Here is a 21319-nt window from a genome sequence, read left to right as displayed (position 1 = left end):
GTCCACCATCACCACAACCCAGGCTCGTGCGTACCGCCAGGCGCGAGTACAAGGTTATAGGCCTCACCTTCAGGCCGTGATCGCGAGGCCGCGTTATGTTTAGCGAGAGATGAGACGTCGGAAGATCGGCGATCGCCAAGCTCGTTTCATCCGCCAGCAGCGCAGAGAGCGTGGATGCCTCAGCGGTCAGCGACACCTGCAAGCCGCTGGAGCTACGACCGCATTGCCTCACGCGCCCTGCCCTCGCCTAGGAGACCAGAGCGCGGAACAAGCCGACGCAGGCGGTGGTCAGCGCCAACAGTTGCAGGGTCAGGGCAAACCAATCTTGAGGCTTTGGGGTCATGGGCTTTCTCCTCGCCCCGGAAATTGCGCTCCAGCAGCAGGGTTACAGGGGGGCGAGCGCCGCTGATGCCCGCACAAACCTGGCGCCAGCGCCGCTTATCCCCCCACCTTGACCGCCGCCGCACGCACGGCGTTGAGATTGGCGCGCCAACGCCCTTCAGCGTCGCGCAGAAACAAGGACTCAATGGTCTTACGCACACTCTTGGCGTCTCGAAGACCCCGCTCATCGGCGACGACTTCGGCGCAACGTTTGAGGGACATGTCCGGGTTTCGCAGAAGCAACCCCGCCGCCGCCGCGCGGGTGAGTTCGCCCGCGCGTCTCGGTTTCTGGGCCGCTGCCAGCGCGTCCTGTCGCATCTTTTGAGCGCGCTCGGCGCTCGGCAGCAGGAGGGCGGTGGCCTCGGCCCTCCCCATCAGATAGCCGAAGGCGAAGCCGGCATGTTCGTCATAGTCGACTTCCGCCGCCCACAACGCCCTCCCGGCCGGCGTTAGGGCTGGATCGGCCTCGGCCAGCAGCCGCTCCCAATCATCCTTGCGTTTCGCGAGGAGGTAGTCGTCAGGATCCTCGATCCCCAGAAGCGCGGCGAACCTCGCGACCAGCGCCCATCGCGCCCGTGACCATTCGGACGATCGGGCCGGCGTCAAAACGTCTTGCACCCCTCGAAATGCCCAGCCGGGCTCAACCGCTGCCGATGCGCCGTTCTTGCGCACGACCTTCAGGCGGGCCCAAAGCCGCTCCTGGTGCTGAGGATGGTCGAGGGGGCCGCGCTCGGTCTTCACCGGCAAGGTCAGGACCGCTCCAATACAAATGGTATCGCCGGCCTTCACTTCGACGCCGCCGCCGCGCTGCTCGAAGATGGCTCGGTCACGCGCGTCGGACCAGGGGAATAGCAGACGCGGGGCATAGGGGTCGGCCCAGACGGGCCAATCCAGGGTGTGAACGGGCTCCCATACGTCGCGCGAGAGATCGTCATGTTGCAGGTCGAAGTGCACCCCTTCGATGACTTGCGGGTCGGCGCCGCGGCAAGCCAGGCTTATGCAGTAGTCCCGATATGCGTCACCGCCGGCCACAACACCCTCCCCGACCAACCACGGCATCACGACCATCGTCGCGTGTGGCTGGACAAGTTGCCACCCTATAACCCCAAGGAACAAACTAGAAACTTGGGCGCGCGAGTCTTATCTCAGCGCCAGCGCTTTCGTCTGGGTCATCGCGAGCATGGCGCTCGCGTCCAAGGGACGCTATGGGCTAGCGTAAACTGAGCGTTAACGCCCCAACGGGCGTAGTCTCCGGGCGTTTTCAGGCGTTGGTTTCGGGCAAGGCCCCTCTAGACCGGGAAAGGGAGGGAGTTCGATGTCAGCCAAGCAAGTCGCCGCCCTCCTGACCTCGCATATAGAGGGGGATAGCGAGCACGTCCTATCAATTGTCCTGCAGGTCGCCGCAGACGAGGCCCGCGCCGGTCGGATGGAGGACGCCGATCGACTGAAGCGATTGGTGCAAAAGGCGCGCGACCAGCGGCGCTTCGCAGCCAGTGGCCAAGCCCCCATTCCCCTCGCGCGTCCACGGAGCGAGCTCCAGGGCCTCGTCGATAGCGCGTATCCGAAGGTTGCGCTCGACAGCATGGTGCTGGCACCGGATCTGCGGGCGCGGCTCGACCGCATGGTACGCGAGCAGCGTCAAAGAGCGACGCTTCGCGACCACGGGCAAATCCCAGCGACCCACCTGTTGCTGGTGGGCCCGCCCGGGACGGGCAAGACTATGACCGCCTCCGCGCTGGCGGGCGAGCTCAAGCTGCCTCTGTTTACGGTGCGCCTTGAAGCCTTGTTCAGCCGGTTTTTCGGTGAGACGGCCGGCAAGCTGCGACAGCTGTTCGACCAGATCGCTCAGACGCGCGGGGTCTATCTGCTCGACGAATTCGACGCGATCGGCCAGCGGCGCGCGGAAGCTAACGATGTGGGGGAAATCCGCCGGGTTCTGAACGCGGTGCTGGCCTTCATGGAAGAACCCAACAACACCGACAGCCTTGTTGTGGCGGCCACCAACCATGTCGAGATCCTCGACAACGCCCTGGCCCGCCGCTTTGACGACGTGATCGCCTACGGCCTACCGGACATGGAAGGCGCGCGGCAACTTGTGCAGCGCCGCCTGGGTCGCATCAAGCTGTCCGCCAAGACCTGGTCAGCGGTCGCGCCCTTCATCGGAGGCCTTAGCCAGGGCGAGTTGGCGCGCGCCGCTGACGCCGTGGTCAAGGGTCTGATCATGGAAGGCGGCCAGACGATCTCGGCTCCAATGCTCGCCGACGCCTTCCGGGATCGGCAAGCCTTCCGCGCAAAGTTCAATCGCTCGACTTGAGCGATAGCGCCTGACGGCTAAGCTCGGACCCTGGGCGATTCGCAACAGCAGGGGTAAATGGCGGAGCCGGAGGATTTCGACAGGCGTGATCGGCCGCACGTGGCGATAGACGCTTGGCGGGTGACAACTGCCTTCACCGCCCCGACCAACGCCCAGTCGCGCAAGCCTCTGCGCGCCGACTACGCGGCCCATGCCGACAGCTTGCTGGTACAGCTGGCCGCCGCCCTGCCGCCGCCGCCGAATCCAGCCTCAGATGGCCGTGCCAACCTCGCAGGCCTGCCGCTCGGGGCGCTGATCACGGTCGACACCCTGCCACCGGCCCACGGCTCGCGCAGCAAAGCGGCCAAGCTTCCAGGGTTAGATTTCGCAGCGCAAGACATCGCCTTGCTGCGCTCGCAGCGCAACGATGATCGGTCGGAAGGGGCGGTCTTGTTCGTTCCGGATGCCGCGCAGGATTTTCTGAGGCAGCGCATCGCCGCCTACGGCAGCCGCAATCTCGGCAATCGCAAACGGCCCGACGTCGATCGTTTCGAAGTGATCGAAACGATTGCTGCTGCGGCGGCGCAAGCCCTGTTCACCGGCCCGATTGACCCGGACGCGTCGGCGAGCTGGTGGGAGCTATGGACCCGCCCCAGTCTTGCCGACGGCGTGGCGGCCGCGGCGCGGGCGCGAGGGTTCGAGATTCATCCCGAGCGCCTCTATTTCCCCGACACGACCATCGTCATGGCGCACGCGCGCGCCGCTGATCTTCTGCTTTTCGCGGCGCAGACGCCAGGCGCCTTAGCGGAGATCCGCAAGGCCACCGACACGATCCGGCCGTTTCTCGAGCGCGGCGACGCCGTGATCGGTCAAGCTGACTTTGTCGAAGAGCTGCAAGGTCGTCTTACCGGGCCGCCGCGCGGCGCCCCGCTGGTGGGCGTCCTCGACACCGGCGTTTCGGCGGCGCACCCCCTGTTGGCACCCGGACTTGCCGGCGCGCTGACCTACGACGAAGCCTGGGGAACCGACGACCATGCGCCGGCGGGCGGTCACGGCACTGGAATGGTGAGCTTGGTCCTGCACGGCGACTTGGCGCTGGCGATGACCGACCAACGCCAGGTCGTCATGACCCATGCTGCGGTCTCTATGAAGCTGCTGCCCCCCCGCCTGCAGCCCCAGACAGCTCCGGCCCACTACGGCGTTGTCACCCAAGGCGCCATAGCTCAAATCGAGATCGCCCATGGCGATGCGGCCCGCACCTTCTGTCTCGCCAGCTCCACGGATGAGTTCTCGCCCGAACGGCCCTCCGGCTGGAGCGGAGCCTTGGATCAAGCGGCGTCGGGCGGCCTGATCGGCGACATCGGCGATCCGCCACGACCCGCCACCATGCGCCCCAAGCGCCTGCTGGTGGTCGCGACCGGCAATGTTGAAGGCGGGATGCGCGAGCAGGTTCTCGCGCCGCAGCCGATCGAGGATCCGGCCCAGAGCTGGAACGCCCTGTCGATCGGCGGCTACACCGCCAAGGAAACAGTCGCGCCCGAGGACGCGCCGATGCGCCCGCTCGTCGCCGCCAATACTCTGAGCCCCTTCAGCAGAGGTTCCGACACCCTGGCGGACGATCTGACGCCGATCAAACCCGAGGTGCTGTTCGAGGCCGGCAATATGCTGGTCGACGCCGCGGACTTCTGTGCCTGGAACCCGTCGGTCTCTCTGCTGGCGGCCGGCTCAGACGTTCAGGCCGAACCGCTGACGCCGATCTGGGCGACCAGCGCCGCGACCGGTTTGGCGGGGCATTTCCTGGGCCGACTGGAAGCCGCCCTCCCGGGACTATGGCCGGAGACCTATCGCGCCCTCACCGTCCAGTCCGCCGAATGGCCTGCGCCCATCCGCTCCCAACTCATCGGACGCGGCGATCACTGGAAGACCGGCCGAACCGCCACGGCGGCGGCGCGCCAGCGCCTGCTGCGCCGGGTCGGCTTCGGCGTTCCCGACATCGACCGCGCCATTGCCTCGGCGCGCAACGCCCTGACCCTGACCGCCCAGGCCGAAATCCAGCCCTTCGCGCTCACTCAGGATGGCCGCGCCGTCTACAACGAGATGCACTTCTACGACCTGCCCTGGCCCCGCCAGGCCTTGCAGGCGCTGGAAAACGAGATCGTCACCATGAAGGTGACACTGTCCTACTTCCCCGAGCCGAACCTAACCGGCCGCGCCGCGACCCGGCCCGACACCTACCGCGCCTTCGGCTTGCGCTTCGCGATGAAGCGGCGCGGCGAGACGGCGGCGAAGTTCCGATCACGCGTCAATGCAGCCCAGGACAAAGACGACGAGGCCGCCAAGGGCGAAGCGAGCTATTGGCTTCTCGGCCCGAAATCCGTCTCCGCCGGCTCCCTGCATTGCGATTTGTGGCGGGGACGCGCCGTGGACCTGGCGCTGCACGACGCGGTCGCGGTCTTTCCCGTCCGCGGCTGGTGGAAGTCGCACCTGGGGCAGCGGCGGGTCAACGACCGCGGCCGCTACAGCTTGCTGATCTCGATTCAAGCCCCCGGGCAAGCGATCGATCTGCACGCCGAGGTCGCCGCTCAAGTCGAAGTTAAAGCCGCCGAGATCGCCATCGCCGTGTCGGTTTAGAGCCGCAAGCTCTAGGCTCATTTAAGATCGAAGCTCAGACTACTCACCGCTTCGCCTGATACCCACCTTCGCGACCGGCCCGCTATAGACTTGGCCAACTTCGCCTTCGAGTCACTGAGAGGGCGCACCGGATTTAGGTTCCAGGGCCGAAGGGCAACCGCCCACCTACGGACCTTCCCAACGTCAGCTAAGAGTCATTGGCGGACGAACCTAAATGGCTCCCTCCCGCAATGCCTGCAACCTCCTTCCAATTTCAAGTTGCGGAGCGCTCGGAGGGCACCGACAGCATTGGCGTCCACGCAAGTGGTCAATGACTGGCACTTGTATCGAATGCGCCATTCGCGTCTAGTTGCGCTCGGCTTGCTGCAAGCAAGCTGGGGCGTGGAAACCCCTCGGTTAGGCGGACTGAGTGCGCCGTCATCAGCACTCCTCGATCCATCTGGGTCGGGGAGGCGTCAGTGTATGTCCAGGGCGCAAGCCTAAAGACTGGCGCGGCTTTCCTAACCGAGGCTTTCCAACTCCCCGATCAGAAGACGGGGACTGGGATATGCGCGGCAAATTTCGACCGCTGAGAGGTTGCAGATATGGACAATCAGAGACCGCCATTTGGTGGACGATCTGCGTCCTAGTGCTGCAACTCGTAAGCGCCTGTGCGCCTTCGAAGTCCAACCAGATCGCGATGTCGGATCGAGGTCGACAGTGCCTAAACGTGGCGACCAACCTCCTCAGAACGCCCAGCACAGCTGAGCTTGTCGATGTGACGGAGGCTGAGAATTCAAGCACGGTATTCCTCCACATCGACTCGGCGAACGCCTTCGGCACACCAATCCGCGCCCTATTTTCGTGCGAGACAAAGCGCGAAGGCGAAATTTGGATCATCACTGGAATGAGAATCGACGGGTCGGAAGTCGAGCCGCTCGCTCTTGCTGGCGCTGTTTATGAAGCAGGGGCACAAGACCTTCGCGCGGCGTCAGAGCGGTTAGAGAAAAGGCGCTAGCTAAAGCGCGGTCGATGCGAAGCGCCGAATAGCCCCCCCTCCCAAAACTCGATTTTCTTCACAGAGCAGGTCCCCCACCGGTCCGTTCCCTAAATGCGCGATGTTTAGTACCCCCCCCCCCCAGGTCGTTGGTTTGCGGCTACCGTGGCATGCATGTTTGAACAACATCGACTTCGAAGTGTACCGCTGCGGGCCATTTGACGCTGGGGAAAGAAGTAATCGATACCAGCCGTTTGCTTACCGGCTGATAGTCTGGCCGTAGGCGAAATATTTGGCGTACGGGCCTCTGCCAACAAGAGCGACTAAAGTGGGCTTTGGTGGGTGGCCTGTGCCAACTCAACAGTTAAGTCACGTACGTCGTATCTCGTCTTCTTCTCGTCGAGCCATTCGGCAACTCGTTCACCAACAAAACTGGGGTTGGAGCCGCGCGAGGGCGCGGTGGCCGGTTCCTTGTCCGCGTGCGGGCGCCGGACAAGTGGCCAGTTCAGTGGCTAGTTACTGTTGGCGATGTGCACATTCGACCCAGGCCACGTTGAACATTTCGCTGTCCGCCTGACGTACACTGCGGCGATCAACTCGGTGAGAAAGGCGGCTTGAGCAAGATTAAGTCGGGTAACCGTCGTCCGTTCGCCCGACGGGCCTGACGTGCAATCACACTGCGCTTTTGCAGGCTCGCCAGAGCCTTGTTCACTGTTCCGCGGGACAGGCTAAGCTTTTCCGCAAGGGTGTCTTGAGAGGGATAACAGGTGTGTTTTCGGTCGGCATACTTGATCAAAGCGAACAGTACCGCTTTCTCATTGACGCTCCCCAAATCCGCGTCCAGCGCCCACTCTAACAGACGGAAGATCGGCGCTACCTGTTTTGCGCTGCGTCGACCATGCGGCGCTCCTAGATGCTTGACGCACTCACTCATCTGCTTCGCCTCTCAAGAAGGCCGCAAGCTTCAGCCTAGATGCGACCCATCGGCCGCCGACTTTCTTTGCCGGAAGAGCTCCAGCATTAAGAAGGTAGAAGGTGGCATTGCGCCCGCGACCAATTTCCTCCGCGATTGCATCCGCCCCCCAGACGATATCGCCCGATTGCCGCTTACCAAATGTGGCCATAGGTAATTCTCACGATTGACAGAAATTACCAATCAGCTATCGCAGTCATAATCGAATGACAATGACTTTCTAAGGTTCGTGAGAAATTCACGGGCGGAGGGAAAAATGGATCAGAGCAGACGAGTGGGTCGTCCTCCAAAAGCTGCAGCAGCTGGCTCCCGTGTTTCCCTCGGCCTGAAAGTGACTGCCGAGACGAAGGATCGATTGGAGGCAATGGCTAGAGCATCGGGCCGCACTCAGAGCCAAGAGGCAGAGCGACTAATCGTGAATGCTCTCGAAGGCAGCGCAACAGCGCACGAAATCCTGGGCGGGCTCAGCGTTGCTAGCCATATTCTGGCAATGGCCGAGGGCGCGCGCACTATCGAGCGCTTTGGGGTTCCCCTCAATACTGACGCCGGACAACGCCTTTTTGTCGGTTTGGTTGAGTCAATTCTGCGGTCGCTTCCGAGTGTCGCGCCGACGCCTGAAGAGCACGATTATGCGGTAGCAAAGCACCGAGATCGTCCTGACGCAGCCGAGATCGCGAAGGCCAAGGCTGCAGTTGATGCATACGAAGCCCGTTTGGAAGCAAAAGCGAAAGCCATCCGCGAGGCGATGAAGCTTCCATTGGTGAAACCGTCGTGAGCGTCCGCCGACGCCGATGGACTACCCGCGCGGGCGATGGGCGCGACGGGTGGGTAGTTGACTACACTGATGTCAAAGGCGTTCGACGACTCAAGTCGTTCACCCGCAAAAAGGACGCCGATGCCTTTGCCGCCACAGCTCAGGTCGAGGTTCGTCAGGGCTTACACGTCGCGGATTCCGCCAGCATCTTAGTAAAACAAGCTGGCGCGCTTTGGCTGGCGTCCGCCGAGGCGGCCGGCCTTGAGCGATCGACCTTGGCCCAGTACGAGCAACACCTGCGCCTGCACATCAACCCGCTGCTGGGTGATTCAAAGGTCTCAGCTCTGAACGTGCCGATCATCCGCGCTTTCGAGGACGAGCTAAGGACCCTCGGTCGCTCCCCTGCCATCGTTCGCAAGATTCTTGTCAGCCTGGGCTCAATGATTGCCGACGCACAGGAGCGTGGCCAGGCGATGCGAAACCCGATCCGAGACATGCGCGCGCGTCGCGGCAGCCGCGAGCATCGGGCCGAGCGCCGCCAGAAGGGCAAGCTGCGCATCGGCATTCACATCCCAACGCCGGGCGAGACGAAGGCGATCATCGCGGCCCTCGAGGGACGGTGGCGTCCAATGCTTCTGACGGCGATTTTCGCCGGATTGCGCGCGTCGGAACTGCGCGGTTTGCGATGGGACGATGTCAACCTCGATCGGCGCGAACTGCATGTGGTTCAGCGTGCGGACCGCTTCAACAATTTGGGCGCTCCGAAGACCCAGAGCAGTGCCCGGACCCTGCCGTTGCCGCCGCTCGTCGCGAATGCCCTGAAGGAGTGGCGACTAGCCTGCCCCATCGGTGAGTTGAACCTCGTCTTTCCCAACCGTCAGGGCGGGGTCGAAAGCCACCGCGCCATTCGCGGCAGAGGCCTGATCCCCGCGGTAATCCGCGCCGGTGTGACCGTCGACATCGGGAAGCGCGACGAGCATGGCGCGCCAATTCTGGCGGCCAAATATACCGGCCTGCACGCTCTTCGGCACTTCTACGCCTCATGGTGCATCAACCGGCCGGCCGAAGGCGGCCTCGGCCTAATCCCGAAACAGGTCCAGGAAAGGCTCGGCCATTCGAGCATCGTGATGACCATGGATGTCTATGGCCACCTGTTCCCGACCGACGACGACGGCGAGGAATTGGCCGCTGCGGAGCGCGCATTCTTCACCTGACCGCGACATAGACGCGACATGCGTCCGAAAAGCTGAACGTTATCAAACCACCTTTACGGACTGCAAATCCGTGCACCCCGGTTCGATTCCGGGCCAGGCCTCCATACTTCCCCCTCAATTGAGCGCTTCCGTAGCGCCCTGCGGGTTGCCCGCAATTGTTACCTGTGGCGAATAGCCGCCTCAGCAGTGACCCGGCGGCGCAACGCCGGGCTCGTGGTCGCTTTCGGGGGAACGGAATGGTTCGCAGGACTCAACTATTGGCGTCGCTTTCGGTCGCCGTGCTCGCGGCGGCGGTGGGTTTCGCCGCGCCGTCCTTCGCGGACGAGGTCGAGGCGCCGGGCGATTCGACCGTTTTCGATCCGGTGATCGTGACGGCGCGCAAGCGCGAGGAGATCGCCCAGACGGTGCCGATCTCGATCACGACCTATGACCAGAAGTCGATCGACCGGCTGAATATCGACAATCTTCAGGACCTGCGCACGACCGCGCCTTCGGTCTATATCGCCCAGTCGACGTTCCGCACCGACACGATCAACGTGACCATCCGCGGCCAGCGAAACTTCGAATCCACGGGCCTGCAGTTCGACACGGCCAGCGCCGTCTATGTGGACGGAGTCTACTACGCCCGCCCCGTGGGCCTGAACGGCGCCCTATTCGACGTGGCCAGCGTGGAGGTGCTGAAGGGGCCGCAGGGCACCCTCGTCGGCCGCAACACGACCGGCGGCGCGATCCTCTACGAGACCAAGCGGCCCACCGACCGGTTCGAAGGCTATGTGAACGCGACGCTCGGCGACTACCGCCGCCGCGAGCTTGAAGGCGCCCTGAACATCCCGTTGGGCGACAAGCTGGCCTTCCGGGCCGCGACGGCCTGGAGCGAGCAGCAGGGCTACATCAAGAACTATTATTTCGATCCGGCCACCGGCTACACGAACAACACGCCGGCCCAGGGCGTGCGCCGGATCGCCGGAAACTTCTCGCTGCAATGGAAGCCGGATGACAGCCTGACCGTGCTGCTGCGCGCCAACCTCTCGGCCAACCACAGCACCGGCATCGCCTACACCGACGTCGGCTTCTACGAGGGCACGGTGAACGCCCCCGGCAACCGGCCGTCGATCTGCAACATCCCGGGCGCCTGCACCGGCTTCACCGACCTGCTGGGTCACCGGATCGAGCCCTACTATTCGAACGTAGCGACACGGACGGTGAACACCGATCCGGCGGCTTACAATGCCTTGTTGAACTCGGTGGCCCGTGTGAAGTCGCGCGGCTTCTGGACCACCGAGCAGGCGCTGACCAACTACAGCGTCGGCCACTACGAGACCTATTCGGCGCAGGTCGACAAGGCGCTGAACGACAAGCTGGACCTGCAGGTCACCGCCGCCTTCCGCAACTGGGACACCTCTGGCATCGCCTCGAGCCGCGGCCTGCCCTACGCCACCAACCTCTTCGTCTATGGGACGCCCGACTATAAGTCGTACCAGGCGGAGGCGACCCTGAACGGGCGCAGCTTCGACGACCGCCTGAAGTGGACGGCGGGGCTGTTCTATTTCCGCGAAACCAGCGCCAACGACGGCGACTCCAACTTCCTCTACCTGCCATCGGGGAATATTCCGGCGGCGGCGGCGGGCCGGCAGATCACCTACACCGACTCGACCCGCAACGGCGGCGAGAACCGCAGCTACGCGGCCTATGCGCAGGGCACCTACGATTTGACGGCCAGGACCCGGTTGACCGCCGGCGCGCGATACACGGTCGACGAGCGCGAAGCGCTCCTCGCCACCCAGACCATGCGCACGCCCGCCAGCCCAGCGACGACGGCCACCGTGCCGAACGGCGTGTTCGACCCGACCTCCTACATTCTGAACGGCATCGCATACGCCGGGCAGACCCGCGCGTGCGCCCTGACCACCACGGCGGGCGTGCTGCTACCGCTGTCGCAGTGTTCGGTCGATGTCGAACGGACATTCCGCAAGCCGACCTGGACCCTGGCGATCGATCATAACCTGACCGACAAGACGATGGTCTATGCGACCGCGCGGACCGGCTATCGTTCGGGCGCGATCAACAGCGGGGCGATCAATCCGGCGGTGATCGTGGCCAAGCCGGAGGAGGTGCTGGACTACGAGTTGGGCGTGAAGTCCGACTGGAGCCTGGCTGGGATGCCGGTGCGCACCAACTTCGCCGTCTACTACACCGACTATAAGAACATTCAGATTCAGACGAGCCTGCCGAACGTGACCATCGCCTCGGCGCCCGCGCCCGGCGGGGGCTCCCAGCCCTGCACCCAGGCGCTGTTCAACGCGGGCCAATGCGTCGGCGCCAGCAATGACAACGTCACCCTCAACGCCCGCAAGGCGCGTATCCAGGGGGCTGAGTGGGAGCTGATCGCTCAACCGATCGAAGGCCTGACGCTGAGCACGGCCGGCAGCTACCTGGACGCGGTCTACACCGACTACACCTTCTCGCCGCCGGCCGGCTATCTGTTGCCCACCGGCACGACGAACCTCTCCGGCACCCCCTTCCCACTGCCGAAGTGGCAGGTGAGCTACGGCGGGACCTACACCCTGCCGGTCACAAGCCTGGCGGGACTGCAGTTCGATGAGGTCACCTTCAGCGCGCGCGCCTACTGGCAGGCCGAGAACGAGGCCGATGAGCGGCCCTACAACCGCCAGCAGCTGACCACGGACTACACCCTGGTGAACCTGCGTATGGACGTGGCCAACATTGGCGGCTCCAACGCGGATTTCGCGGTTTTCGTGACCAACGCCGCCAACAAGAAGGCCTGCCAGGCCGAGCCTCAGGGCGTGCTGGGTTCATCGCCGCAAGGCAGCTTCGGCGTGGCCCGCACCAGCGGGGTGACGCAGTGCCTGCCGCTGCCGCCGCGCATGGCGGGCGCCACCCTGTCCTACAAGTTCTAGGACGAGGTCTGAGGAGGGGTCAGGCGATCAACGGGAGCGGCTGGAAGCTCCCGTTGAGCAGCTGCGCCGCCGGGGGCTGTCCGAGCCAGGACTGCTCCATCGTGGCGTAGACGCGCCGGAAGTCCGTCGTGAACGGCAGGTTGTCACCGGCGTCGAGCTTGTCGAGCCTGGGCCGCTCGCCATAATGGCCGCCCTTCACCTTGTCGCCGATCACGAACATGACGTTGGCCGCGCCGTGGTCGGTGCCGAGGCTGGTGTTTTCCGGCACCCGGCGGCCGAACTCCGAGAATACCATCAAGGTGACGTCATTGGCGCGGCCCAGGCGTGCCATGTCCTGCATGAAGGCCGAGATGGCGTCTGAGGTGTAGGTCAGCAGGCGGCCGTGCAGGTCGTTCTGGGTGACGTGGGTGTCGAAGGCGTTGTTGGCGTAGGCCGTGTAGTAGAGCCGCGCCGGCAGGCCCGCCCCGATCATCGCCGCCACGCGGCGCAGGCCAAGATCGGTGATCCCGTAATCGACCGGCGAGCGGTAGTCGCTCCAGGCCTTGCGGACCAGGGCCGAGCTGTCGTTGGCGCTGCGGGCGATATCGCGCAGGAAGCCTTGTGAAGCGTTGACCGCCCTGCCCGTCTCCGGCGCGGCGCGCAGCGTCTCGCCTTCCTCGAAGAACATCTCGCGGGTGAAGTTGGCCGGGTTGTCGAACACCACCGGCACGTGGCGATGCGCCCGCACGGCCAGCGACTGGGTGGCGCCGATGTTGATCAGGAAGTTGGCCGGAGCGTTCGGGGCCATGGCGTCGGCGAGACGCCCGACCCAGCCGTACTGCTCGCCGCTGTTGGGGGCGGCGGTGTGCCAATAGGCCATCGAGGTGAAGTGGGAGAAGGACGGGTCGGCGTAACCGGCGCCGTGCACGATGGCGACCTTGCCGTCCTTGTAGAGCTTGTTGAGCCCGGTCATGCCGCCGTTGAGACCGTAGTGGTCGTCCAGGGTCAGCAATCGCTCCTTGCGTAGGCCAATCTTCGGGCGGTGACGGTAATAGGCGTCATCGCCATAGGGCACGACAGTGTTGAGGCCGTCGTTGCCGCCCGAAAGCTCAAGAATGACCAGGATGCGGTTCGGATCGGCCCGCGTCTGGCCGAAGGCCGCCGGGGCGAACATCAGGGGCGAGGCCGCCAGACCCGCGGCGGCGCCGGCTTGCAGAAGGCCGCGACGGGTAAGGCCGTGATGGACGTGGTCGTCGGTCATGGTCAGCTCAACTGATACTCGGGCAGGCTCATGATCAGGTGAGCCAGCATGCGAAGCGAGTCTTCCATATAGGTGTCGGCGACCGCCATGTCCGACGTGCCGAGGTCCTGATCCAGGAAGCGGATCAGGCGCGCGCGGGCCTCCGGGCCGGGCGGCACGGTCAGGAAGCGGCCGAGGAAGTAGTCGACGGTCTGGCCCGTGGTCTGCAGCTTCGCCTGGCGGACCATGGACGACAGGTCGAGGCGGGCGGTGTCGCGCGGGATCGCCTTCACGCGCTGGATAGCCATCTGCCAGCCGCGGAAGCTGGCGTAGCGGGTGTTGAACTCCTCGTCGCGGTCGGCCTGACGATTGGCCTCGGCGACGACCACGCCCTCGGCCTGGCTGGTGGCGTTGGTGATATCCAGGCCGTCACGGATGCGGTCAGCCACGCGACTGATCTCCGGATCGCGAGCGTAGCGGTCTGGCGGCACGAAGTTGATGTCGGGGAAGAGGACATCGCGGGCGAAGTTTCCGCGTTCGAGCAGCAGGCCCGGCGTGATCCACGCCCGCCCCTGGGCCCAGCCGGCGACTGTCGGAGGGGCAAGAAGGCGCTGGCCGAGCGCGCCGGTGGCGGCATTGAAGTCAGGCACGCCCGGAACGCTGGTCTGGCCCAGCTTGCGGTAGGTCGCCACCGCCAAGGTGACCGGGCTGTGAATCACAGCCCCTATCGAGGCGTCGCTGTAGAAATCGCGCGACAGGAACAGCGTCTCGAGGAAAGGGGCGATGCGATAGTCGTTGCTGCGCAGGACATCGCCGAGTTGTTTCTGGAGCTGGGGATCGAGGTCTTCGCGAACGAAGAAGCGATAAAGCTTGCCGGCCATGAACTCGGCGGTGATCGGCTGCTGCATGATGATGTCGATCACCTGCACGCCGTCGAAATTGCCCGTGCGGCCCAGGAAGGTCTTCGGGCCATCGTCGTGCGCTTCCGGGCGAACGACGAAGCGGGTGTCCTCATAATCCCAGCCGGTGAAGGCGCGCGCCGCCTCGCGGACATCTTTCTCGCTATAATGGCCCACGCCCATGGTGAAGAGTTCCATGATCTCGCGGGCGAAGTTCTCATTGGGAGCGCCTTTGACGTTCTTGCGAGCGTCGAGGAAGCAGAGCATCGCCGGGTCTTGGGCGACGGCGACGGTGAGGTCGCGGAAGCTGCCCAGTCCCTTCTCCTGGAACAGCTGCAGTTGAATCAGCAGCTTGCGATAGTCGCGGACCTTGTCCTCGTTGACGGCGAAATGGCCATGCCAGAATAGGGCCATCTTCTCCTGCAGGGGCGCGTTGCTGGCGACCATGCGGTTGGCCCACCAGTAGGCGACGCGGCCGGTTTCCAGATAGCTGGCGCGCAGCCAGTAGAAGAAGCGGTTGGCCACCGGCTGGATGCGACGATTGCCGGAGGCCTTGACCTTCACGCCCATGGACTGACCGGTCCGCTTGGCGAGGTCCGTCGCCGCCGGGCGGCTTTCAGGAAAGGGTTCGAGCGCCGGGTCATGAACGCCGGAATGATCGAAGGCCGCCAGGTGGCGGTTGTCGGCCCGATCGACGGCGATGAGGCTGCGGACGGCCTCCACGGGCGACATGGCCGCCAGGCGAGCCACCTCTTCAGGCGTGCCTCCGAAACCGGCGCGCGACAGGAGATGGGCCGCCTTCTGGGCCGACCATTCGCCTTGGGCGATCGGAGTCAGCTCATTCGCCATGCTTACGCGTCTTTCGAGAGAGACCAGCGCCCCGCCGGCGGTGGATTTTCTGACCCACCCGGCCGCGTCAATCAACCCCCGAGAGCCGCGCTGGCCAGACGACTACCCGAGACGGTCCAAGACCGATATGAGGGACGGCTTGAACGTTTTCATGAGGTCTCTCTCCGCTCGCGCGGAGCCGCCGCCAATGTCCGACCAGCCGCCCCGCCGCCCGATACTGAAACTGAAGAACCCGCCGCCTCTGCGCGTCGAGGCGCCCGCGCCCGTTCCGGTGAAGGCCCCGGCTGTCCCGAGCGTGCGATGGAAGTGCAAGCCGTGCGGCGCGAACGTGCCGCTGACCGGCGCCGAGGCGCCGGAAGAAACAATTCGCTGCCCCGCCTGCAACGCCCGCCTGGGCACGGCCGAGGACTTCGCCGCCAACGCCCCGCGCGTACGAGCTCGCAGGATCGAAACCGGCGCCTGAAGCAGGCCCGCCTGCTGCGCCCATGGCGAAACGGCCTCCCGTCGCGGGGAGGCCGTCGCTTTTCGGAATCCGGTCGGCTATTCCGCCGGCGCGGGCGCGCCGTGGCCATGATGACCTTCGCCGGCCGGGGAGTCCTTGTCGTAGGCCTCGATCAGGCGCGCCATCCATTCCGGCGACTTCGTGAAGCGCGCCAGCAGGTTGTAGAACACCGGCACCACGAAAAGCGTCAGCATGGTCGCGAAGACCGAACCGCAGAAGATAGTGACGCCGATCGTCTGACGGCTGCCGGCGCCGGGCCCTTGCCACAGCATCAGCGGCAGGGCGCCGAAAGCCGCCGAGATTGAAGTCATGATGATCGGACGCAGGCGCAGGCCGGCCGCCTCGATCACCGCTTCCTTCACCTGCAGACCGCGGTCTCGCAGCTGATTGGAGAATTCAACGATCAGAATCCCGTTCTTGGCGGCCACCCCGATAAGGATGATCAGACCGATCTGACTGTATGTGTTCACCGTGGAGCCCGCCATCAGCAGGCCGAACAGCCCACCCAGCGCCGCCAGGGGCACCGTCAGCATGATGATCGCCGGGTGGATCCAGCTTTCGAACTGGGCCGCGAGCACCAGGAACACCATCAGCAGGGCGAAGCCGAAGGCGATGCCGATGCTGTTGGACGATTCCAGGTAGTCGCGCGCGGCCCCGTCCCATTGGATCACGATGTTGCCCGGTTGCTTGGCGGCCTCGGCCTTCAGGAAGTCGATGGCTTGGCCGGTGGTGTAGCCGGGGGCGACCGAGGTCGAGAGGTTGATGGCGCGCATGCGGTCGACGCGGCGACGGTCCGGAGCATCGCCGATCACCTGGGTCTTGGTGACGCTCGACAGCGGGATCAGTTCGCCGGTGCGGGCCCGGACATAAAGGTTGGCGATGTCGCCCTCGGTACGGCGCTCGGCGCGCTCGGTCTGCAGGATGACGTCGTACTCCTGACCGCGCTTGATGTAGGTCGTGGCGCGCAGCGAACCGAGCATCGTCTGCAGGGCGCCGCCGACAGTGCGGGCGGAAACGCCGAGAGCCGCCGCCTTTTCACGATCGATATCGATCAACACGCGGGGCGAGGTCGGCTCGTACTGGATGCGCGGACGCACCAGGCCGGGATTCGCCTCCGCCGCGGTGAGGATCGGCTGCAGCCAGCGATAGATGGTCGCGTATTCGTCGCCGGCTGCGATCATCGAAAGACCCGAGCCGCCGCCGCCGCCGCCGCGCGAAAAGCCCGACTGAACATTGGCGTTCGCCCGCACCCCGGTGACGGAAGCCACTTCGCGGTTAATCCGGGCAGCCACGTCGTCGGAGCTCATGGTGCGGTCGTGGAACGGCACCAGGCGCATATTCACGGAGCCGGAGTTGAAGCTGCCGCCGCCGAAGCCGGGGATGGTCATCGAATAACGCTCGACGATGTGCTCGTCCTGCAGCTTCTTGATGATCGGCTCGATCTTGGCGCCCGCCGCCGCAGTGTATTCGAAGCCCGCGCCTTCGGGGCCGGAGAACTGCATGTTCACGACACCGCGGTCTTCCGGCGGCACCACTTCCTTCGGAAGGTACATGAAGAGGCCGACAGCCGCGCCCGCAAGGACGACGACCACGAGGCCGACAACGATCGGGGCCAGCTTCCAGCCGAGAATGAACTGCAGCGAGCGCTCGTAGGAGTTGCGCAGGCTTTCCATGCCGGCGTTGACCTTGCGCGCCAGCCAGCCTTCCGATTGCGCGGGTCGCAGCAGTTTCGAAGACAACATCGGCGACAGGCTGAGCGCCAGGATCGCCGAGAAGAACACGGCGCCGGCGATGGCGACGGCCAATTCGACGAAGAGGCGGCCGGTGAAGCCGGGCATGAACATCAGCGGCGCGAACACCGAGATCAGCACGATGGTGGTGGCGACCACGGCGAAGAACACTTCCTTGGCGCCGCGCTCGGCGGCCACCGGAGGCGGCTCGCCCTCGTCTACCCGTCGCTGGATATTCTCCACCACCACAATGGCGTCATCGACCACTAGGCCGATGGACAGCACCAGGGCGAGAAGGGTCAGCAGGTTCAGGGAAAAGCCCAGCGGCGCCATGATGATGAACGACGACAGCACGCAGATCGGCGCCACGATTGTGGGTACGATCGCGGCCCGCAGACTGCCCAGGAAAACGAAGTTCACGATCGCGACCAAGGCCAGCGAGATGGCCATGGTGATCCACACCTCGGCGATCGACTCGGCGGTGAACTTGGTGTTGTCGATGGCCAGCGAGAGCTTGGTGCCTTTCGGCAGGCCCTCGTTGATCGATGCGATCGCCTCCTCGACGTTCTTTGAAATCTGCATGTCGTTGGCCTGCGACTGGCGGGTCAATGACATGCCGATGCGGTCGCCGCCGCCGGTGCGATAGATGCGGCGCCATTCGTTCACGCCCTCTTCGACGCGGGCGATGTCGCCCAGGCGGGTGACATAGGCGGAAGTGCCCAACGCACCGCCCGTCGAGAGCGTGCCGGTGCCCGTGGCGCTGATCGGCAGGTTGGCGAACTGCTCCGGGGTGGCGTAGTTGCGATTGACGCGAACGGTGAAGTCCGTGGCCTCGCCTTCGAGCGTACCGGCCGGCAGCTCGACGTTCTCGGCGCTGAGGGCGCTTTGGACGTCGTCAACCGTCAGGCCGCGGGCGGCCAGGGCTGACGGATCGATCCAGATCCGCATGGCGTACTGCTGCGCGCCCTGCAGGTTGACCTGAGCGACCCCGGGGATCACCGCGAGGCGCTCGATGAGATAGCGGGTCGCGTAGTCGGCCAGCTCGCGCCGTTCCATCGTCGCCGACTCGAGATCGAGGATGATGATCGGCTGAGAATCGGCGTCCGCCTTGGCGATGGTCGGCGGGTCGGCTTCCTGCGGCAGTTGCCGGGTGACGCGGCTCACCGCGTCGCGCACGTCGTTGGCCGCGTCATCGAGGTTGCGGCTCAACAGGAACTGAATGCTGACGTTCGACCGGCCGTCGCGGCTGGTCGAGGTGACCCGGTCAATGCCTTGAATGCCCGACACCTGACGCTCGATCGTCTGGGTGACGCGCTGCTCGATAACCTCAGCCGAAGCGCCGGTGTAGCTGGTGCTGACAGACACCAGGGGCGGATCGACGTTCGGCAGCTCGCGCACCGGCAGGGCGAAGAACGCCGCCAGGCCGATGACGCAGAGGATGATCGCGGCCACCGCCGCGAAAACCGGCCTACGAACGGAAAGGGTCGAGAGCATCATGACTTTGGGTCCTTAGCTCAGGCGCCGGCCGCCGCCGCGGGACGTTGCCCACCGCCTTGGCCATTGGGACGGGGACGACGTTCGCTGTTGACGCCGCCATTGGGACCGGCCGCGCCTTGCGCGCCAGCGGCGGGACCACCCGCGCGGGCGGTGATCAGCACCATCTGGTTGGCCTGCAGACGGTTCACGCCGTCGGCGACGATCTGTTCGCCCTGCGCGAGACCGCTACGGATTTCCACGAAGCCATCCTGACGTTGACCGGCGACGACGACCCGGCGCTCGACCGTGGCCGGCATGCCGCGCGGAGCGCCGGCCGGCTGGGCGCCGCCTTGCCCGCCGAAGCCTTGGCCACCTTGACGCTGACCGGCCTGACGTTGGCCCGCCTGCCCCGGTTGACCCGCGCCTTGCGGGCGATTCCCTCGGTGGAGCACGAAGACAAAGGCCTGGTCGGCGTCGAACTGCACGGCGGCTTCCGGGACAGCCAGAGCCTGACGGCTGGCTTCTTCGATGCCCACGCGCATCAGCATGCCGGGCTTCAGCAGGTTAGCGCGGTTGGGCAGCTCAGCCCGCGCCTTGATCGAGCGGGTGCGCTCGTTCACGCGGGTATCGATCTCGGCGATGACGCCGGCGAAGGTCTGTCCCGGGAAGGATTCGCTCCGGGCGATGATCGGAGCGCCCTTGCGCAGCCGCGACAGGAAACGATCGGGAATATCGAAGTCGACACGCACCACCGACAGATCGTCGAGCGTGGCGATGGCCGTGCCCGGATTGATCAGCGTGCCCGGGGCGATGTCGGATAGGCCGATCACGCCGCTGAACGGCGCGCGAATTTCGCGATCGCCCCGACGGGCTTCCGCGGCGGCGAGCCCCGCCTTGGCCTGGTCATAAGACGCACGATAGGTTTCGCGCGTCGCCGGGGCGGCGATGCCCTTCTCGGCCAGGGTATTCCAGCGTTCGAAGTTGAGGCGGGCGGCTTCGAGGGCGGCTTGGGCCTGATCGACGCCGGCGTCCTGCTCGGTAGCACGCAGCTCGACGAGCACCTGCCCGCGATTGACCGCCTGGCCATCGCGGAAGCGGATGGCGGTGACCAGCTGCGTGGTGTTGGAGGTGAGGGTCACGGACTGGCGGCCCTTGGCGACGCCCAGCACGTCGATCCGGTCGGTGAAGGTATGGGTCGGGACGGTCATCGAGGTGACTTGAGTGCCGCCGCCACGGAAGCCGCCGGCCGCGCCGCCGAAACCGCCCGCCCCCTGACGTTGCTGACCGCCCGCGCCCGGCCCGTCGGCGCCCGGGCCACCAGGACCACCGGGACCGCCCGGCGCGCCCGCGAAGCCGCCGGGGCCACCCGGGCCCGCCCGCTGCGGCTTGAAGATGAACAGACGCGCGCCCGCCGCCACCAGCATCAGCAGCACGATCACCACCGCCGAGATCAAAAAGTAGTGTCGTCGCATGAACGCCGCCGAATCCCCGCTGGCCAGTCCGGCCTATGAACATGATGGGCCAGCGAGCACAGAGCTCGGCCGACTAATCCGCATAACCCTATTCGATCTAGGGTGGCGCCGATATGTCGCCCTGTATCCCGGCTGAAACATTCCACGCGGACTTGCGTGAAATGTTCTGCGGCCGCTAGCCGAACCCTGCTTGGGCGTCCAGATTTTCGGCGTGGACCGATCGAACGACCGGAACCTGGGCGTCGGATCATCAGGACGGGCCGCGCGGTCGGTCGTTTGACGCGACATAAGGGGGAGATGTCGATGACTGGGGAAATGGCGATGGCGGGAGGCCGTTCGCGCGACCGATACACTTTGATCGCGATCCTGCTGCACTGGACCATCGCGGCGCTGCTGCTCACCAACATCTGGTACGGCTGGCAAATGGAGGAACTGCGCGGCCTCGCCAAGTTCAACACCTTCCAGGTGCACAAATCGCTCGGAATCACGGTGTTAGTGTTGACGTTGGCGCGGATCGCCTGGCGCCTGGCGCATCGGCCGCCCACCTATAAGCCGCCGCTTGGCCGCTGGGAGCACATAGCGTCGAAAGCCGTGCACGTCGGCTTCTATGTGATCATGTTGGGCCTGCCGCTGACCGGCTGGGCCGTGGTCTCGCTGAGCCCGACCAACATCCCCACCCTGCTTTTTAAGACCGTGCCGTGGCCGCACATCGGCTTTCTGCACGACTTGCCGATCGCCACGCGCCGAGGCCTGGAGGATCCGGTCACCGAATCCCACCATCTGCTGGTGAAGCTGACTTATGTCCTGGTGATCCTGCACGTGGCCGGCGCGCTGAAGCACACCCTGATCAGCCGCGACGGCGTTCTGCACCGCATGCTGCCGCTGCCGTTTCTGCGTGGGCGGAAAGACTGACATGGCCTTCCCCCGCCGCATTTGCGGCCAGATTTGTCGTCGTCCGTCGAAACATTGCCGGTCGGAAACGCCGGCGCCTCCGCGGAGACATTCCTAAGCAACTTTCGCCGCATATCAGCA

13 protein-coding genes are annotated in these 21319 nt (G+C 65.1%); 7 read left to right on the top strand and 6 right to left on the bottom strand.

Features of this window, described 5'->3' with window-relative positions; translation table 11 throughout:
* Positions 1 to 438 precede the first annotated feature (438 nt).
* Positions 439 to 1440: a hypothetical protein gene (locus ACFLIT_RS05690; RefSeq protein ID WP_479910231.1), complete on the bottom strand. Its 1002-nt coding sequence runs from the start codon at positions 1438 to 1440 to the stop codon at positions 439 to 441.
* Positions 1441 to 1696: 256 nt separating this feature from the next.
* Here ACFLIT_RS05690 and ACFLIT_RS05685 point away from each other — a divergent pair, with 256 nt between their 5' ends.
* Positions 1697 to 2695: an AAA family ATPase gene (locus ACFLIT_RS05685; protein ID WP_479910230.1), complete on the top strand. Its 999-nt coding sequence runs from the start codon at positions 1697 to 1699 to the stop codon at positions 2693 to 2695.
* A 57-nt stretch (positions 2696 to 2752) separates the two neighbouring features.
* On the top strand, positions 2753 to 5305 hold the full coding sequence (locus ACFLIT_RS05680; RefSeq protein ID WP_479910229.1) for a S8 family peptidase: 2553 nt from the start codon (positions 2753 to 2755) through the stop codon (positions 5303 to 5305).
* A gap of 1568 nt (positions 5306 to 6873) precedes the next feature.
* On the opposite strand, the gene ACFLIT_RS05675 is transcribed toward ACFLIT_RS05680, so the two are convergent.
* Positions 6874 to 7215, bottom strand: a complete 342-nt coding sequence (locus ACFLIT_RS05675) for a helix-turn-helix domain-containing protein (RefSeq protein WP_479910228.1) — start codon at positions 7213 to 7215, stop codon at positions 6874 to 6876.
* Positions 7216 to 7510: 295 nt separating this feature from the next.
* Here ACFLIT_RS05675 and ACFLIT_RS05670 point away from each other — a divergent pair, with 295 nt between their 5' ends.
* From ACFLIT_RS05670 to ACFLIT_RS05660, 3 genes are all read left to right on the top strand, one after another.
* Positions 7511 to 8029 carry a hypothetical protein gene (locus ACFLIT_RS05670; RefSeq protein ID WP_479910227.1) on the top strand — a complete coding sequence of 173 codons (519 nt, stop codon included), beginning with the start codon at positions 7511 to 7513 and terminating at the stop codon, positions 8027 to 8029.
* Complete coding sequence (locus tag ACFLIT_RS05665; protein ID WP_479910226.1) at positions 8026 to 9222, top strand: site-specific integrase; 1197 nt, start codon at positions 8026 to 8028, stop codon at positions 9220 to 9222. Before ACFLIT_RS05670 ends, ACFLIT_RS05665 begins: the two co-directional genes overlap by 4 nt.
* A 257-nt stretch (positions 9223 to 9479) precedes the next feature.
* Positions 9480 to 12140 carry a TonB-dependent receptor gene (locus ACFLIT_RS05660; protein WP_479910225.1) on the top strand — a complete coding sequence of 887 codons (2661 nt, stop codon included), beginning with the start codon at positions 9480 to 9482 and terminating at the stop codon, positions 12138 to 12140.
* A 19-nt stretch (positions 12141 to 12159) separates the two neighbouring features.
* Here ACFLIT_RS05660 and ACFLIT_RS05655 read toward each other — a convergent pair whose 3' ends face one another.
* Together ACFLIT_RS05655 and ACFLIT_RS05650 are read right to left on the bottom strand one after the other, a co-directional pair.
* Positions 12160 to 13380 carry a DUF1501 domain-containing protein gene (locus ACFLIT_RS05655; RefSeq protein WP_479910224.1) on the bottom strand — a complete coding sequence of 407 codons (1221 nt, stop codon included), beginning with the start codon at positions 13378 to 13380 and terminating at the stop codon, positions 12160 to 12162.
* Between the two features lie 2 nt (positions 13381 to 13382).
* Complete coding sequence (locus ACFLIT_RS05650; RefSeq protein WP_479910223.1) at positions 13383 to 15107, bottom strand: DUF1800 domain-containing protein; 1725 nt, start codon at positions 15105 to 15107, stop codon at positions 13383 to 13385.
* A gap of 187 nt (positions 15108 to 15294) precedes the next feature.
* Here ACFLIT_RS05650 and ACFLIT_RS05645 point away from each other — a divergent pair, with 187 nt between their 5' ends.
* A complete protein-coding gene (locus ACFLIT_RS05645) occupies positions 15295 to 15570 on the top strand; it encodes a hypothetical protein (RefSeq protein WP_479910222.1) in 276 nt (91 codons plus the stop codon).
* Between the two features lie 77 nt (positions 15571 to 15647).
* Here ACFLIT_RS05645 and ACFLIT_RS05640 read toward each other — a convergent pair whose 3' ends face one another.
* Both ACFLIT_RS05640 and ACFLIT_RS05635 read right to left on the bottom strand, forming a co-directional pair.
* Positions 15648 to 18833, bottom strand: coding sequence for an efflux RND transporter permease subunit (locus tag ACFLIT_RS05640; protein WP_479910362.1), 3186 nt, complete (start codon positions 18831 to 18833; stop codon positions 15648 to 15650).
* A gap of 20 nt (positions 18834 to 18853) precedes the next feature.
* Positions 18854 to 20287 carry an efflux RND transporter periplasmic adaptor subunit gene (locus ACFLIT_RS05635; RefSeq protein ID WP_479910221.1) on the bottom strand — a complete coding sequence of 478 codons (1434 nt, stop codon included), beginning with the start codon at positions 20285 to 20287 and terminating at the stop codon, positions 18854 to 18856.
* 303 nt (positions 20288 to 20590) lie between these two features.
* Here ACFLIT_RS05635 and ACFLIT_RS05630 point away from each other — a divergent pair, with 303 nt between their 5' ends.
* Positions 20591 to 21199 carry a cytochrome b gene (locus tag ACFLIT_RS05630; RefSeq protein ID WP_479910220.1) on the top strand — a complete coding sequence of 203 codons (609 nt, stop codon included), beginning with the start codon at positions 20591 to 20593 and terminating at the stop codon, positions 21197 to 21199.
* The last annotated feature ends 120 nt before the right edge of the window (positions 21200 to 21319 follow it).

The organism is Caulobacter sp. HJHS_5 (genome assembly GCF_056683955.1).
This window is presented reverse-complemented; position numbering and strand designations above follow the sequence as displayed.